This window comes from Flavobacterium sp. 103 (assembly GCF_003096795.1).
GTDB lineage: Bacteria > Bacteroidota > Bacteroidia > Flavobacteriales > Flavobacteriaceae > Flavobacterium.
The window spans coordinates 2,642,002-2,659,116 of record NZ_QENX01000001.1 but is presented as its reverse complement, the minus strand read 5'-3'; the positions used below and the strand labels follow the sequence as shown (position 1 = coordinate 2,659,116).

12 protein-coding genes are annotated in these 17,115 nt (G+C 35.2%); 8 read left to right on the top strand and 4 right to left on the bottom strand.

From position 1 onward, the window contains the following. The first annotated feature begins 7 nt into the window (after window positions 1–7). Window positions 8–2,425 (top strand): ABC transporter permease, encoded by a 2,418-nt coding sequence (locus C8C85_RS10825; protein WP_116797085.1) that lies wholly within the window; start codon window positions 8–10, stop codon window positions 2,423–2,425. Next, on the top strand, window positions 2,418–3,722 hold the full coding sequence (locus tag C8C85_RS10820; protein WP_116797084.1) for a TolC family protein: 1,305 nt from the start codon (window positions 2,418–2,420) through the stop codon (window positions 3,720–3,722). Before C8C85_RS10825 ends, C8C85_RS10820 begins: the two co-directional genes overlap by 8 nt. A 241-nt stretch (window positions 3,723–3,963) precedes the next feature. Here the strand turns inward: C8C85_RS10820 and C8C85_RS10815 are convergent, their stop codons facing one another. The 3 genes from C8C85_RS10815 to C8C85_RS10805 all read right to left on the bottom strand — a co-directional run bounded on the left by C8C85_RS10815 (window position 3,964) and on the right by C8C85_RS10805 (window position 8,520). Continuing rightward, complete coding sequence (locus C8C85_RS10815) at window positions 3,964–5,418, bottom strand: FAD-dependent oxidoreductase (RefSeq protein ID WP_116797083.1); 1,455 nt, start codon at window positions 5,416–5,418, stop codon at window positions 3,964–3,966. A 369-nt stretch (window positions 5,419–5,787) separates the two neighbouring features. Then, window positions 5,788–7,443, bottom strand: coding sequence for a serine hydrolase domain-containing protein (locus tag C8C85_RS10810; RefSeq protein WP_116797082.1), 1,656 nt, complete (start codon window positions 7,441–7,443; stop codon window positions 5,788–5,790). A 321-nt stretch (window positions 7,444–7,764) separates the two neighbouring features. Then, window positions 7,765–8,520 (bottom strand): NUDIX hydrolase, encoded by a 756-nt coding sequence (locus C8C85_RS10805; protein WP_116797081.1) that lies wholly within the window; start codon window positions 8,518–8,520, stop codon window positions 7,765–7,767. A gap of 308 nt (window positions 8,521–8,828) precedes the next feature. Here C8C85_RS10805 and C8C85_RS10800 point away from each other — a divergent pair, with 308 nt between their 5' ends. The 6 genes from C8C85_RS10800 (at window position 8,829) to C8C85_RS10775 (ending at window position 15,778) form a co-directional block, all read left to right on the top strand. Next, window positions 8,829–11,159: a glycoside hydrolase family 3 C-terminal domain-containing protein gene (locus C8C85_RS10800; protein ID WP_207786928.1), complete on the top strand. Its 2,331-nt coding sequence runs from the start codon at window positions 8,829–8,831 to the stop codon at window positions 11,157–11,159. Window positions 11,160–11,254: 95 nt separating this feature from the next. After that, the gene (locus C8C85_RS10795) at window positions 11,255–12,397 is read left to right on the top strand and encodes an acyltransferase family protein (protein ID WP_116797080.1); all 1,143 of its coding nucleotides are present in this window, start codon (window positions 11,255–11,257) and stop codon (window positions 12,395–12,397) included. Between the two features lie 372 nt (window positions 12,398–12,769). Beyond that, window positions 12,770–13,597, top strand: a complete 828-nt coding sequence (locus C8C85_RS10790; protein ID WP_116797079.1) for a helix-turn-helix domain-containing protein — start codon at window positions 12,770–12,772, stop codon at window positions 13,595–13,597. Between the two features lie 91 nt (window positions 13,598–13,688). Further along, entirely contained in the window at window positions 13,689–14,249 is a 561-nt protein-coding gene (locus C8C85_RS10785; RefSeq protein WP_116797078.1) for a sugar O-acetyltransferase, read from the top strand. A 10-nt stretch (window positions 14,250–14,259) separates the two neighbouring features. Continuing rightward, window positions 14,260–15,306 (top strand): alpha/beta hydrolase, encoded by a 1,047-nt coding sequence (locus tag C8C85_RS10780; RefSeq protein WP_116797077.1) that lies wholly within the window; start codon window positions 14,260–14,262, stop codon window positions 15,304–15,306. Window positions 15,307–15,316: 10 nt separating this feature from the next. Continuing rightward, window positions 15,317–15,778, top strand: coding sequence for a cyclophilin-like fold protein (locus C8C85_RS10775; protein ID WP_116797076.1), 462 nt, complete (start codon window positions 15,317–15,319; stop codon window positions 15,776–15,778). Window positions 15,779–16,179: 401 nt separating this feature from the next. Here C8C85_RS10775 and C8C85_RS10770 read toward each other — a convergent pair whose 3' ends face one another. Then, window positions 16,180–17,115, bottom strand: coding sequence for a sialate O-acetylesterase (locus tag C8C85_RS10770; protein WP_116797075.1), 936 nt, complete (start codon window positions 17,113–17,115; stop codon window positions 16,180–16,182).

Below are 17,115 nucleotides of genomic sequence, written 5' to 3'. Positions count from 1 at the left end.
TTCAAATATGTTATTAAACTATATAAAAATATTTATCTACCATTTAAAGCAAAACAAACTGTTTTCATTTCTGAATATTTCGGGATTGGCGATAGGAATTGCAGGATTGATTTTCGCGTTGCTGTATTGGAATGACGAACAAAGCTATAACGATTGGAATCCTGAAAAAGAAAAAGTTTATCAAGTTTTAGTTCAATTGACTGATATGCCGGTTTTTTCAGATTGTTCTTTATTTCTAAAACCTGTTTTAGATAAAGACTCCAATGTCGAAACAGTATTGTATGCTGACAGTTGGTATCAAAAGGATAAAATTATTTACAATGGAAAGAAAGAATTAGTCGATAAAATCATCAATGTACAGCATAATTTCTTTTCTTTTTTTCCATTCAAAATCATAAATGGAGATGCTATTTCGGCCATAAAAGATGATTCCAGCATTGCCATTTCTGATGTAATTGCCAAAAGAGTTTTTGGTAATGAAAACCCAATCGGAAAACAAATAAAATGTCTTGACCAAATGTTTGTTGTGCGTGCCGTATATCACATTCCAGGGAATTCATCAATCGCTCCAAATGTCATAATGAATAAAATGGAGAAATTGGTGACTTCAGGTATGACAGCTCCATTTGCTTTCAAACTTTTGCTAAAAATTAAAGATCCATCAAAAATTGAACATACGCGAAAGAGCCTAGAAAACAAATATAATGGCGATTTCATTAAAAGAATTGCGAAACTAGAGGGCTTTACTCCAAACGAAATGGCTAAAAAAATAGGGCATTTTACCGTTGTCATGGAACCACTCTCAAAAGCAAGATTACATTCGATAACAGATGGTTATCCAGAAGGTCGGGGCAATTATCAATTTTTATTAATTATGATGAGTTTATCTGTTTTAATTCTCATTTTATCCATTGTTAATTATATCAATTTGGTTACAGCCAATGCCATAAAACGTGCGAAAGAAGTGGGAGTACGTAAAATCGTAGGGGCATCAAGAGGTAATATTATTACACAATTCATTTTTGAGACTATTATCATAAGCTCACTTTCAATTTTATTGGCCTTAGTGATCGTAGAATTGACTTTGCCGTATTACAATGATTTTTTAGGTAAAAACTTGATAATGATTGGAGGTCAATTTTATCTACAGTTAATTCTAATTTTCATCATTATTATTTTGGCAGCAGGGATATTTCCAGCGGTGTACGTTTCCAATTTTGAAACACTTAAAGTGTTAAAGGGGAATTTTGGAAGAAGCAAAAGCGGCGTTTGGCTGCGCAACGGAATGCTGGTTTTTCAGTTTGCCATTGCCTCTTTTTTCATTATTGGATCCTATATTGTATATCAGCAAATTAAATACTTAAACAATAAAGACCTTGGTTTTAAAGGAGACCAAGTGATTTCCGTATGTTTAAACTTTCCTAATTCAGATTATGAAGCAGAAAACGTTGGACAAAATATTTACAACAAGTACACTACCATAAAACAAGAATTAACCAAAATAAATGGGATTGAACAAATTTCAACAGGTCTCATTTCTTTTGATGGTTCGGATAATTCGATCGCGCCAGTTTTATTTAACGATGAACTCTTTAAAGAGCGGAGCATTGCTTTTGACTTTGGAATGTTTGAAGTACTGAATATAAAATTAGTAAAAGGGAGGGATTTTGACAGAAAACTAGCTTCTGATACCATTAATTCAGTTATAATAAACGAAACTGCTCTAAAATTAATGAAGATTAAAAATCCACTTGGAGCAGAAATTCGAATAAATAATAAAAAATTAAAAATAATTGGTGTTGTTAAGGATTTCAACTTATTAAGTCCTGAAGTAAAAGTACCACCAATTGTTTTTTGTCATCTCAAAACGATGAATATAGCAGGAAATATAGACAAAGTTTTCATAAAGCTGAATTCTGACAATGTGGAAAACACTATTGCTAATATTGAAAAATTATGGGCCACATTCGATACTGAGCATCCATTTAAATATGATTTCGTAGACAAAGAATATGCTAGAACCTATGAAGCCTATGTAAAACAAAAGAACCTGTTCTCATTGCTGAATGTAGTTGTAATTGGTATTGCGCTTTTTGGATTGTTTGCGTTGGCTTCCTATTCGATACAAAGACGCATGAAAGAAATTGCCATTAGAAAAACGCTTGGTGCCGAAACCAATACTTTGTTGAAAGAATTGTCAAAACAGTACATTTTATATTGCATCATCGGTTTTCTACTTGCATTATTTCCAGTGTATTATTTACTGAACAAATGGCTTGAAAATTTCGCTTTTAGAATAGATATGACTGTATTGCCATTCGTTTTCGGATTTATAATATTGTTGGTTTTAACATTGATAATTGTGCTGTCAAGAGCGTATCAGGCAACCAAAACAGACGTTTTGAAATATTTGAAATATGAATAATAAAAACTTTTTGACAATAGTCTTCCTACTATTTTGTGCTTTGGCAAGCGGGCAGGGAAACTCCTGGTCGCTCACAAAGTGCATAGATATGGCCTTGCAGAATAATCTCGAAATAAAAATCAGACAGCTTGAAATAAAAAGAACTCAAAAATCACAAAATTCAGTTTTAAACCGAATGTTACCCGTTGTCAATTTATACGGAGAACAAGGGTATAATTTTGGATCAAGTATTGACCCTTCAACTAACGGAAGGGTAAGCTCTAATTTTCAAAATGATAATTTCTATCTCAATGCCAAAACAAATCTGATTGATTTTAATGCTTTTGGAAATGCAAAAAAAGACAAAATCAATATTGAACTCGCCAAAGCAGAGAAAGAAGTGATTGAAAATGAATATAAATTGCAGCTTTTGGAAAGTTATTATCAGGCGCTTTATACGCAGGAATTATTGAAAATTCAAAAAGAGCAACTCAAACAAGCAACTTTAAACTTAGAAAGAGTGACCAAAGAAGTTACCATTGGGAGCAAGCCCCAAAGTGATTTGTATGATATGCAATTGAGCTTTTCGGAAGAAGAAAACCGAAATTTAGAAACCGAACAGTTATACGGAATAAAAAAAACACAGTTGTTTCAACTGATGAATGTTGTGGATGTTGTAATTGATGAAGTGATTTTGGAACCTTATCTGAAAGAAAGACCAGCTTATATTGCTGAAAGTACGTCCTACAATCCTAAAATAAAGTTTGCTGAACTCAATTACCAAAGCAGTTTAAAATCAATAGGTTTGGAAAGGGCCAATAATTTGCCCGTATTGTCAGCCTATTATGGGTTTTCTACTTTTTATTATAAAACGCTAAGTCAGGCAAACACAAACACTGATAGTTTTAATAATCAATTAGCCGACAATAAAAGCCAGCAAGTAGGCATCCAGTTGAACGTTCCTATTTTTAATGGCTTTAGAAACAACAAAAAAATCGATGCATCGAAAATTGAAAGCGAAAAGACAAAATTAGTCATAGAACAGGAAAAGCAACAGCTGGATAAACAAGTGGCATTGGAAGAACAAAACAAAAAGAATTATTTGCAAATTCAGAATAAGTGGATGGAGAAGCTGCGATATGCCAAAGCCTCCCTAACCACTACTCAAGCCAAATTTGCCAGCGGAAAAATAGAAGCCATTGTATATTCATCAGTGAAAAATCAATTTCTTTCAGCAGAATATGAAGTTTTAAAAAATAGCCTTCAACTGCAATATATTGACTTGAAAATCAATTTATTGAAAACTAATCATTTATAAAATGAAAACTAAAATCAAAAGCATTTACAATTTAAATTGTTAACGCCAACTTGTTTCAATCCTACAAGAAATGGTTTGTAAATGATAGTGTATGACCCACAAAACTTCTCAATTCCTTGAGAAGTTTTTTTAGATTGCAAAGTACAGTAGTGGGACGATACCAGCAAAAAGCCTAATCTTTCTGCTCCAAAAAATTATACGTGAATGCACATGTCATGAAGTGCCTGTAGCCATCTTAATTTTACGCCTCTTTTCTCTTCAGACACCTTCCTCTCGGCTCATCACCCTCATGAAGTACAATTTCGGAGTGCAGAAACTGTGCGGCTTCTGCTGAATCTTTCACTTTGACAGCAGAGCGCTTTAACATTTCTGATTCAAACTCATTTAATACACTTTCCCTCAGTCCGGCTTTTCTCCATTGGGATAAAGGCCTGCATCCTCTTGTGATCCCGCGAGCCAATGTAAGTGCATCCAGCAACGCCTGATTTGCCCCCTGACCTTTAAACGGACTCATTGGATGAGCCGCATCTCCAATCAGAGTCGCTTGTCCCGATTTCTGCAACAATTCTGAATCGAGTAATTCTCTGTCATACACAGGATAGCCCGAAATCTGCGCTTCCAGGGTCGCCGCTAAAATCTGAGGAATGGGATCGTGCCATTGCGTTCTGCGACACGCTTCTTCCTTGAGTGCTTTAGTTCCTTGGTCACTTAACAACTTTGCCTCTTCCTCTGGCATTGGAAAACTTAGCTGCCACATCACCGAGTCTGATGTGTAAGGCATTATGTAGATTCGCTCATTTCCATTGGCGGTTTGAAATACAGTGGCCGAGTCCAGCAAAGAACTATCAACACCTTCGAGAGCGCTCAAAGGACAAATTCCCAATATCACAATACAACCTAAGTAACGCAATGGGGTAATATCCTCACCTATTAATAGTCTCCGCACCGAACTGCGAATACCATCGGCTCCAACCACAAGATCCGCTTTGCAGGTCTTCATCTCCCCGTTTACTTGAAAGCTTAAATTGACACCTTCACTCTCACATTCTTTAAAGTCAATTAACTGGTGTCCCCACTGTACCATATCATGTCCGCCGAGCTGATCAAGCAATGCTAAGCGCAAAGATTGTCTTGCAATATGTACGTTTGTACGTTTCGGAGATGTTTTCACATCAGTCTGCATCCACCTTCTGATCCCCCATTCACCAATCACTTTTCCTTCTGTAGTATGCACCAGATGCCTTGTTGAAACCACCCCTTCTTCTAACGAGAAAACACCTAATCCCTCAATCGCTTTACTGGCTTGTTGCAAAGTGAGTCCGTAGCCCTGAGATCGGGCATCGAAGTGGTTATCGCGTTCATAAAGGGTAAAAGGAATACCGCGGTGCAAACAGGCCACAGCCAAAGCCACACCTCCTATACCACCGCCAATAATAGCAACGTGTGGGTAGTTTTCTTTATCAACTATAGGATGGCTGGCAGAATGAATTAACCCAGATCCGAAACAGTTTAAGCATGAGTTTAGATGACTTTTAGGACGAACTGGAGCCATCCCTTCTTTCGATTTTTCAAATTGTTCGAGTGCAATCTGGTAGCGGATTCTCACTTTCTTGCTGAGTCTTTGCTTTTTTTTGCCGTGTCCCTGACAATCTAAACAAATAGTCCAGTTTGCTCCTTCATTTTCCGCTTTTTTCACTTCCTCTTTATTTAACTTGATATTGACTACTCGCTATGGAAAAAATTTAATTGATACTAAACCAATAGCAAAGCAATGATTACCAATTTTATAACTTCAATGTTATTTAACGAAATAAATTTATATTTTTCAGCGTTTTCACCTTTGTAACAGGTGCGCAAATTTAAGACAAAAGATCACCAGTACAAAACTACTTTAGAATTTACAGAGAAAACGCCAAACACAATTGAATTAGCTTGATTCGTAAGAAGCAAAAAACTTCTCAAGAAATTGAGAAATTTTTGCTTTACATTTTTATAAGATTACTATTCTGCCAGTCTTGCTAAAACCTTTTGTTTTGATTTTTTTATCACACCACCTGTCACTTGGTTATTTTATTAGTGCAGGCAAAATATATTCTTCCATCATTTTATCCACTTGTGGATGTCCGTAAGGTCTGTTGTAAGCCTTTGCAGTAATAACAATTGTTAAAGGCAAATCTTTAAAAATAAATATTTTGCTCCCGCCATTTCCTGCACAATAAAACGTTTCATAATTTTTTCCGTTTACCGTATATGTTTTGTTCCAAAATAAGTAACCGTAAAACTCATCCACTCTTTCAGGAATCTGGATTTGTCTTGTAAATGTTTTGTTTACCCATTCAGCTGGCAAAATTTGTTGTCCTTTCCATTGCCCTTTATTTTTATACAATTGTCCAATCTTTGCGAATTCCAACGAAGTCATTTGTAAACCACCTGCTGTATTAACTACTTTTTGTGGTGTGTATTGCCATTGGTATTTATCAATATTTAAAGGCTTAAATAACTTTTTATCTGCGTATTCTTCTAATCCCTTTGGCACTGATTTATTTAAAACATCGCCCAATAAAACTACCCCAGCCGTAAAATAATCCCATTGTTTGCCATTTGATTTAAGACTGTCCATAGGTAAGTCCAATGCAAACTTCACCCAATTTTCGGTTGGGTACATATTATCTTCATTTCCTGGTGAATCGCTGTTTTGGTCTGAACCATCAAATGCAGAACTCATTGTCAATAAATCTTTCAACTTTACAGTATCTTTTTTTATACTGTAATTTGAAAACTTAGTCAAATCGTAAAAAGAGTTTAATGTTTGGTTTTCATTTTTTATATATCCTTCTTTTATAGCTATTCCCATCAATGCAGATGTAAAAGATTTTCCGACTGAACGGGTGTCGTGTAGTGTATTTCTATCAGCATTGTTGAAATATTCTTCCAACAAAAGTTTACCGTCTTTAATAATGACTATGCTTGTAATTGCTTTGAATGAATTTTCGGCAATGCTTTTATTAAGTGCTTCAATCTTCTTTTTATCATAATCTGAATGTGATATTTCAAAACCGCTGTTAGTTGCAATGGGTTGAATCGCTATTTGTTTTGCCGTTATTTCTGGAGTATTAATTATTAAATCAAGTTTGCCTGATGCGATTAAATCTCCAACCATTGCTTCACTATTTTCATCCAATCTCACATAAGGTCGCAATTCCACTGTTAGTTTATGCGTTCCATTTGTTAATGCTTTTTCGCCACCATTGTTTTTAAATCTTTCGAATAAATAAATTGACCACCAATCACCGCCTGCTGTATCCGTAAATGGAACGCGAAATGTGGTAGTTGCACTTTTTCTTAATCCGCAACCGTGATGGATATTTTCTTTATAAATGAGGTTATTGTCTACGAAAAATGAAAATTGATAATTCCCTTTTAAATTAAGTTCGTCCTCCGTAAGTCCAGGAGCAAGTCGGTGCATATAATTTGTAATCGAGTTGTCCATAAAAACTCGAATGTTCAAATTACTTTCTTGCGTTAATTCGAATCTTGTCAAAAAGTCTGACTCCTTGTATTGTTCCAAAGGAATATTTCCATTCATAAAAGTCACCTTGCCGATATTATCTTTATGAATTTGGGTTTTTATTCCGTCTGTCTGAACAATGTCCTTGATTTGTCCAAATGAGGCAAACCAAGTAAGATTGCTAATTAAGATTAATACTGTAATTTGTTTCATTTGTTTTGAAGTTAATTTTTCCTGTTCGATTATTTTAGGATGTTGGCACTTAAATAAAAATCACATTCTCAACCCTATAGCCGTTACAAGTTGTGAAAATAAGTATTTTCTGTTAAACTTTTCTATTAAATTATTATTAACCCAAAAGCTATTATGAAAAGTAAATTGCATGAGGGATGGAAATGGCATCCTTTTCTTTTCCTTCTTTAGGAAAAGAAAAGATATAATGGACAGCCCGACCTCGTTGCCCAAAATTGATGTTATGAAATCAAAATGTTGTGCAACGAGGTCATGCCAAAATTAAAATTATGGAGTTTTTTTTTACCAGCCTTGCGTTAGGCCATTCTTCAGGACTTCTTCGTATTTGTCTTTGTCAAAACTGTAGAGATTCGGTGCTTTGTGAGCTACGTTGCTTTTCTTTTCGTCCAGTTTGGTGAGTATGCCAATGGAGGTAATTTTTCGAAGAAAATTTCGGCGGTCGAGTGTTCTTCCCAATATGGTTTCGTATAATTTTTGAAGCTCGGGTATGGTGAATTTCTCCGGAAGAAGGTTGTAACCTACGGGCATTAAATTCAGTTCGGTTCTTAAAGTTTCCAGAGCTTTGTCTAAAATTTCCCTGTGATCCAAAATCAATTTTGGAACTTCATTGTGATCAACCCATTCGACCATTTCGCCAGAATTATCAGTCTGTGGAATTGCTTTTGAAAAATTGACCAACGCATAATAACCTATGGTCACAAACCTACTTTTATACCATTTTTCCTCCTCAAGGGGAATTCCAAAATAGGCTAAAGCATCACTGCTAAAATGGTCCTGATTTCTCTTGACCTTACCAAAAGTGGCAAATTGTCTCAGAAAAATACCTTTAAGACCTGTCCTCGACTGCAAAATACTAACAGCCGCTGTGTCGATATCTTCATCAATCGAAACGAATCCGCCGGGCAAAGACCAACTGTCATCATATCCTGTTTTGATCAACAAAACCTTGAGTTGATTGTCATCAAAACCAAAGATTACACAATCGATAGACAATCCGGGCTGATACTCTTTACTGTTTTTCAGATGTGTTTTTAACATGACTTTGTAGTATCGTTATTCTTCTAAATTATAGTTTTGCAATTTAGTTCATTTTTGATACAGCAAATAAACTAAATAAATCTTTACGACCGAAACTTATTTTGGCGACAAAAATCATCCCAAAATTGGTGATGAATTTCAAAAATGATTTCAAATAAAATAACTATCATCAAAAAATACTGATGATTTCATGCAAATCAATATTCAAACCCACTTTTTTTTATAAAAATGTTTTTTGTATTAAAATTAAATGTACATTGCGTCATATTAACACATAGCATTTTATTAAAAACCAACCACTTATAATTATGAAAAATATTTTTTTGCTCATTATGGGAATTTTTATTTCTGTGACAGCATTCGCCCAAACCACCGATTATAGAGAAAAAGCCAAAAAACTGGTTTCACAAATGACACTGGAAGAAAAAGCATCTTTATGTTCTGGTGAAACGGCTTGGTCCACACAAGCAATCCCAAGATTGGGAATTCCTTCTATATTTATGACAGATGGTCCTCACGGTTTGCGTAAGGCTGTTGGTTTCGATTTTACCAATAGTGTTCCAGCGACTTGTTTTCCTACTGCCTCTGCTTTGGCTTCCTCTTGGAATACCGCTTTAGCACAAAAAATGGGAGAAGCTTTGGCCATAGAATCTCAAGCCAATGATGTTCAGATTCTATTAGGACCTGGGGTAAATATGAAAAGATCTCCATTGGGTGGTCGTAATTTTGAATACTTTTCGGAAGATCCAATTTTGGCGGGTAGAATTGCAACGGCATTTATAAACGGAGTCCAAAGCCAAGGTGTAGGAACTTCAATGAAACATTTTGCTGCCAACAATCAAGAATTTGAAAGAATGTCCAATAGTTCTAATGTAGACGAACGTACCTTAAACGAGATATACTTTCCTGCTTTTGAAATGGCAGTAAAAGAAGCGCAACCTTGGACAGTCATGTGTTCTTATAATAAATTGAATGGCGTTTATGCTTCAGAAAATAAATATTTATTGAATGATGTTTTAAAAGAAAAATGGGGTTTCAAAGGATTCGTTGTTTCTGATTGGGGAGCGGTGAACGAACGACCATTAGGAGTTGAAGCAGGTCTAAATTTAGAAATGCCTGCAAGTGGAGGATATAACAATAAAAAAATCATCGAAGCGGTAAAAAACGGAACTTTGAAAGAGTCCAGATTAGATGAAATCGTAACTGAAACCCTTGCCGTTACGCTTAAAGCAAAAGACAGTCACAAGCAAGGAATTGTGGTAGACAAACCCAAACACAATGCACTGGCCAGACAAGTAAGTGGGGAATGTATTGTTTTATTGAAAAATGACAACTCTATTTTACCGCTGTCCTCTTCGACTACCAAAATTGCAATAATTGGTGCTTTCGCAAAAACACCTCGTTATCAAGGTTCAGGAAGTTCACAAGTAAAACCAACCCAAATCGAAAATGCCTACGATGAATTGCAAAAACTGTCTAAAGGAACGACATTTTCATATGCTGCAGGGTATGCAACGGACGGAACAACAAATGAAACTTTGATTGCAGAAGCAGTACAAAACGCAAAAAATGCTCAAACTGTTTTAGTTTTTGCTGGCTTACCAGATATTTACGAATCCGAAGGATACGACCGCGCAAATATGGATATGCCAGCGGGACACAATCAATTGATCGATGCGGTTGCCAAAGCCAATAAAAACGTAGTTGTGGTTTTAATGAATGGTTCGGCAGTTTCTATGCCTTGGAAAAAAGATGTACAGGCCATTTTAGAAGCTTATTTGGGTGGACAAGCCGGTGGTGGTGCAATCGCTGATGTATTGACCGGCAAAGTAAATCCTTCCGGAAAATTATCTGAAACGTTCCCAGTGCGCTTGGAAGATACCCCAACTGCGATTGATTTTCCTTCGAAAGATGGAAATGCTAATTACGGAGAAGGAATATTCATTGGATACCGTTATTATGACAAAAAGAAAATCGAACCGAATTTCCCTTTTGGATATGGATTAAGCTATACTACTTTTAGTTATTCGGATATTAAAACCAACACTGCTACAGCCAAAGATACTGACGATATCATCATTTCATTTAAAGTAAAAAACACAGGTAAAGTGGCCGGTAAAGAAGTAGTAGAATTATACGTGCACGAACAAGCAACAGAAACTTCCCGACCAGAAAATGAATTGAAACATTTTGAAAAAATTGCATTAAATCCAGGAGAAGAAAAAACAGTTAGCTTTCACTTAACGTCTCGTGATTTTGCTTATTACAGCACGGTTGCTCATGATTGGGTCATAAAATCAGGAAAATTTGATATTCGCGTAGGAGCTTCTTCAAGAGATTTACCTTTGCAACAAACCATCGAAATTCAATCAACAAAGACAGCCAAAATCGTTTTCACCCGCAACTCTATGTTCAAAGAATTTAAAAACGCGCCAAATAGTGAGGCACTATACGAGCAGCTTACCAAAAGTTTTACTGGTGGTAATAAAAAAGCAGTAACTGAGGAGGAGAAAAAAGCGGAATCCTTTTTGCAAGCAATGTTGGGCGATATGCCAATCAGTAAATTCATATTGCTTTCTGGAGGTAAATTCACAGAAGAAAACTTGCAAGCTATTTTAAAAAGCGCCAATGGCAATTAAAAAAAGAACCTGTATTATTTGATTATTTAATAGTTGTTTCAATTTGAGGCTGTCTCTGTCGGACAGCCTCATTTTTAAAAAAAGTCTAGTTATATATGAAAAAAACTACTTCATTAATTTCAAAAAAACATTATCCAATACTTGACGGTTTACGAGGGGTAGCGGCAATTATGGTAGTAGCCTTCCATATTTTTGAGGCCCATGCGACCAGTCACTTGGATCAAATTATAAACCACGGTTATCTTGCGGTTGATTTTTTCTTTTTACTTTCCGGCTTTGTGATTAGCTATGCTTATGATGATCGCTGGAGCAAAATGAGCGTTACCGATTTTTTTAAAATCCGCCTTGTCAGACTGCAACCAATGGTGATTATGGGAATGATTATTGGAGCCATTTGTTTTTATTTTCAGGATTCAGTGTTGTGGCCAACAATTCATGAAGTACCGGTATGGAAAATGCTTGTTGTTATGATTATTGGATTTACGTTGATTCCTGTAACCTCATCTTTGGATATCAGAGGTTGGCAAGAAATGCATCCGCTTAATGGCCCTGGTTGGTCTTTATTCTTTGAATATATAGGCAATATTCTTTATGCGTTATTCGTAAGAAAGTTTTCGAATACAGCACTTGCTATATTGGTATTTTTGTCAGGTTGTCTTTTAATTCATCTAGCGGTAACAAGTCCAAACGGAGACGTGATTGGTGGTTGGTCGCTTGAACCGGCTCAACTTCACATTGGTTTTTCACGTTTGCTGTTTCCTTTCTTTGGGGGATTATTATTGCATCGAATGGTAAAACTAACTTCTATCAATAACGGATTCTTTTGGGCTAGTTTGTTAACTGTTATTGTTCTGGCAATGCCCAGAATTGGTGGAAGCGAACATTTATGGATGAATGGTTTATATGATTCTTTGAGCATCATTATCATTTTTCCCTTAATTGTATTCATAGGAGCGAGTGGTGAAGTAACGGGCAAGTACTCCACTAAAATCTGTAAATTTCTAGGTGATATATCCTATCCCATTTACATAACACATTATCCGCTTATCTATATTTATACGGCTTGGGCTGTAGGCAATAAACCTTCTTTTCAGGAAGCACTACCTTTTGCTTTATTGACATTGACAGGGGCTATTCTTCTTGCTTATGCTTGTTTAAAATTATATGATGAACCAGTACGTCTTTGGCTAAAACAGAAAATGCTAACCTATAAATCGGCATTCATTACAGTCAAATAGTTATATACTACCATTGGCAAAAAAGTTCTTTATAAATACCACATTATCTCCCCGATATTATCTTCAAAAGATGAAAAAATATCGAACTTTTTATTAACGCCAATGGTAATTTTTTACAAAAAAAGCGATTCGATTCGGAAGAATTGTATCGCAAATTACTCTCGGGATACTAGAATTTTAAATGCATTCACAAAAGTATGCGGACAGGAAAATAGTATATTTTATAAAAATAGGCTGTCGTAAAACACCACAGCTAACCAACTGGTTTATAATTGCATTGAGCTTTACAGAAAGACAAAATGAACCTTACAGCAAAGTAATTCAGCTATAAAAACTTTACTTTTGTACGTTCATAAAGTAATAACTGAAATAATGGAAGTACTACAAGACGACAAATTAAAAACGTTAAGCTATTCAGGAATATTTCTTTCGTGCTTTGCGGATTACAGCGAAAAGTGTATTCACTCAACGCCTGAACACGTTTTGGTGTATCTGTATTCGGGCGAACAAGTTATTGAAGACAGAAACAAAAAGATAAAATTACAAGCGGGCGATTGTGCTTTTATTCGAAGAGACCACCGTTTGAAAATGTACAAAAACAGCAAAGGCGAAGATTTGTACAAAGGCATTTCGTTGACTTTCAAACGTAATGTTTTACGGGATTTTTATAGCAAAATGAACAAATCTGAAATTCCGAAAGCTGTAAAAATTTCTGACAAAAAAGTTTTCAAATTAGAACCTAGTCCTGCGATAGAAAGTTTATTTCAATCGCTTACCCCTTATTTCGACAGCAATATAAAACCAATTGAAGGTGTTACAAATTTGAAATTGTTGGAAGGAATTTATGCTTTACTAAACAGTAACGAACAACTCTATCCAATACTTTTTGACTTTGCTGAACCTTGGAAAATTGACCTTTTGGAATTCCTCAACGGCAACTATATGGAAGAACTTTCAATGGAGCAAATTGCTTCTTTTACAGGGCGAAGTTTGGCGACTTTCAAAAGAGATTTTAAGAAAATTAGCAGCCTCACACCTCAAAAATGGCTGATAAAAAAACGCTTGGAAATGGCGTACATAAAACTAAAAGAAGAAAGCAAAAAAGTACAAGATGTTTATATGGAAGTTGGCTTTAAAAATCCTTCTCATTTTTCAACCGCATTTAAAAAGCAATATGGAATTTCACCAACAGAAATTTAATATTGAGCTTCTCAGAAAGATTCTTTGAGCCTCGCAGTAAAGTTACTGCGAGGCTTTGTCTTTAACTTTGCATTGTAAATCTTAATAGACAATGCAAACAAAAACGATATTCGAGCGATTAAAAAAAGGAGAAATCATTTCGCCAACCGACAAAGACGCCTATAAAATGCGTGAAGCTTCTTTTGCTACAAAGAAACTATTGATTGAAATGAATAACGCATCAGATCCTGCTGAAATCAGAAATTTTTTATGCCAAATTACTGACTCTGAAATTGACGAAAGCGTAACCGTATTTACACCATTACATATCAATTACGGAAAACATACTAAAATCGGTAAAAATGTATTCATCAACTTTGATTGTGTTTTTCTGGACTTAGGTGGAATTACGATAGAAGACAACGTATTGATAGCACCGAAAGTAAGTCTATTAACGGAAGGGCATCCAACGGCAATCGAAGACCGACATTCTTTAATTCCAAAACCAATTCACATCAAAAAAAATGCTTGGATTGGTGCCAATGCGACCATTTTGCAAGGTGTTACGATTGGCGAAAATGCTATTGTAGCATCTGGTTCGGTCGTTTCAAAAGATGTTCCTGACAATACTATCGTAGGCGGAATTCCAGCGAAAATTTTAAAAACAATTTAATTAAATAAAAATGAAAAAACCATTGGTAATCGCAATGATGCTTCTTTTAACAGGACAAGCATTTTCACAAAAAACAAAATCAAATTCAGAAAAAATGAATACATCAAAAGAACATTATACATTCAAGTTAAGCGATAAAGTAACCCGTCAAAAAGTATCATTCAAAAACCGCTACGGAATTACATTAAGTGGTGATTTATACCTTCCAAAAAATACAGGAACCGAAAAATTATCAGCATTGGCCATCAGTGGACCTTTTGGAGCAGTGAAACAGCAATCGTCAGGATTATACGCTAACCAAATGTCAGAACGTGGTTTTATAGCTTTAGCTTTCGACCCGTCTTATACAGGCGAAAGCAGTGGCGAACCACGAAACGTTGCATCACCAGACATTAATACCGAAGATTTTAGTGCTGCAGTAGATTTTTTAGGTTTACAAAAAAATGTGGACAGAAATAAAATTGGTATCATTGGAATTTGTGGTTTTGCAGGATTTGCTTTAAACGCCACCGCTATTGACAAAAGAGTGAAAGCCGTTGCTACGACAAGTTTGTATGATATGACCAGAGTAATGTCAAAAGGCTATAATGATTCAGTAACTCCGGAACAAAGAGCCAAAACATTGGAAGATTTAGGTCAGCAACGTTGGAAAGATGCAGAAAATGGAAAACCGGCAGATGGTGCAAGAAATTTACCGGAAACATTGAAAGGCGACGAACCTCAATTTGTAAAAGAATATTTTGATTATTACAGAACGTCACGTGGTTTTCATACTAACTCCGTGAACTCAAACGGAGCTTGGTTGGTGACAAATCCAATATCCTTTATGAATATGCCTATTTTAACCTATATCAAAGAAATATCTCCGCGACCAATACTTTTGATAGCCGGTGAAAATGCACACTCAAGATATTTTAGCGAAGATGCTTTTAAAATGGCGAATGAACCTAAAGAGTTACTAATTATACCAAACGCTGTCCACGTTGATTTATATGACAAAGTAGATGTTATTCCTTTCAATAAATTAGATGCTTTTTTTAAAGAACATTTGAAATAAAAGCAGGTTTATGAAACATTCATTTTTAATGCTATTGACTTTTTTATCAATTACCATAAGTAGTGCTTCGTCTTGTAATAAAGACGACGACAATATCAACACGGAAAATAACAACGCAATGACAAATGGTAAAATTAAAATAACAGTCAATTCTCAAACATTTACAGCTACACTATTGGATAATAATTCAGCAAAAGCTTTTAAGAAAATGTTTCCGCTGACAATTAATATGATTGAATTGAATGGAAATGAAAAATATTATGATTTGCTAAACAGTATTCCAACAGATGCTTCCAATCCCGGAACTATAAATAATGGTGACTTAATGTTGTACGGCTCAAAAACATTGGTGTTGTTTTACAAAATTTTTTCGACATCATACAGCTACACAAAATTAGGAAGGATAGATGATGTAACAGGTTTAGCATCTGCATTGGGCTCAGGAAATTCAACCGTTACTTTTGAATTGTAATAACAAAACCACAAGAACCACAGCCCATAACAGAAAAGGTTATATATGCTGGACGAACAATGAAATCCGTGTTGAACGAAACCTATTATTCCACTTCCCTCACAATATAAAGTTATCGTAAAAGAATAAATAACACAAAAACCATTTCAAAAGCCTTTATAAATACCACATTATCTCCCCGATACTACCTTCGAAAGAAGATAAAAATATTGAACTTTTTATAAATACCAATGGTAATTTTTACAAAAAAAGCGATACAATTCTTTCGAATCGTATCGCTTTTGTGTTTAAGAAAGTCGCGCTATTTTACTAATTCAAAACTGTCTCTCAAACGGATTTATAGGAAAACAAATTCTAATGTATTATTGTAAAAGAGAATCAATCATCTCTTTTAAAATCTTTCAATTCAAAGACTCAACTTTGGTCTTATTTGTATTCTTATTATTCAGAAGGAAAACTGCTTTTGCAAATTCTTTTCCCAAATCAATATATCCATCACTTTTATAATGGTATTTGTCTGTATATTTATAACTATTTGTCGTTCGTACAATGGCAGTGTTGGATTCGGTTGCAGCAAATTTTTCTTGTCCATATTGCACCAATTCGCCAAAACGCCAAATTTTTCCATCGACATCATCACCTGAATCCGATATTTTCCCAATTACAATAGGTAAATCATTATTTCTAAAAGTGGCCCGCATGAGTTCCATCAACCTTTTTAAATTCGCATAATATTGGTTGGCAACTTGTTCTGTTTTATCCGAATCGCTTTCTCCTTGCATCCAAATAATACCACTTGGAATCAAAACATCTTCAACTCCATCACCGTTTATGTCTTGCACAGCCATTGCATTATTGACTGTTTTTAGAAAATAATCGTATTGATTCATTCCTTTTCCTCCTCTAAAATCAGGTTCCCAAGCACCAAAATATGCGGTTCCGGCACTATCAATCGAAGACCCATTTCTGGCATATTTTATTATGGCCAGTTTTTGGTTTGGATATAATTCTTGCAGTTTTTTAGCAAACGAAAGCTCCACACCAAATCGATCCGAAAGTGTATTGCTCTTTCCATCAGATGCAAATCCAGTTCCGTTCCCGGGCTGAAGTACCTCCCATTTTCCTAATCCTCCATTTTTATCATTATCGCCAACAGGATTTCCTTGGTAAATAAAAACATTTTTATTTTTTTTATTCAAAGAATCGGGAAGCTCTTTTACATATCCATACCCCTGCATGTTCGACTGACCACCTAAATAAAATACTCTTATGGTATCATTTTTGGCTTGTGCCAAAAGCATACAGGGCATGAGAAGAAACAGTAGAATATATTTCAT

Coding starts and splice junctions, on each gene's coding strand:
- C8C85_RS10790 (WP_116797079.1), top strand. CDS start 12,770: ATGGAAGTACTACAAGACGACAAATTAAAAACGTTAAGCTATTCAGGA.
- C8C85_RS10770 (WP_116797075.1), bottom strand. CDS start 17,115: ATGAAATATATTCTACTGTTTCTTCTCATGCCCTGTATGCTTTTGGCA.
- C8C85_RS10800 (WP_207786928.1), top strand. CDS start 8,829: ATGAAAAATATTTTTTTGCTCATTATGGGAATTTTTATTTCTGTGACA.
- C8C85_RS10810 (WP_116797082.1), bottom strand. CDS start 7,443: ATGAAACAAATTACAGTATTAATCTTAATTAGCAATCTTACTTGGTTT.
- C8C85_RS10825 (WP_116797085.1), top strand. CDS start 8: ATGTTATTAAACTATATAAAAATATTTATCTACCATTTAAAGCAAAAC.
- C8C85_RS10775 (WP_116797076.1), top strand. CDS start 15,317: ATGAAACATTCATTTTTAATGCTATTGACTTTTTTATCAATTACCATA.
- C8C85_RS10820 (WP_116797084.1), top strand. CDS start 2,418: ATGAATAATAAAAACTTTTTGACAATAGTCTTCCTACTATTTTGTGCT.
- C8C85_RS10795 (WP_116797080.1), top strand. CDS start 11,255: ATGAAAAAAACTACTTCATTAATTTCAAAAAAACATTATCCAATACTT.
- C8C85_RS10805 (WP_116797081.1), bottom strand. CDS start 8,520: ATGTTAAAAACACATCTGAAAAACAGTAAAGAGTATCAGCCCGGATTG.
- C8C85_RS10785 (WP_116797078.1), top strand. CDS start 13,689: ATGCAAACAAAAACGATATTCGAGCGATTAAAAAAAGGAGAAATCATT.
- C8C85_RS10780 (WP_116797077.1), top strand. CDS start 14,260: ATGAAAAAACCATTGGTAATCGCAATGATGCTTCTTTTAACAGGACAA.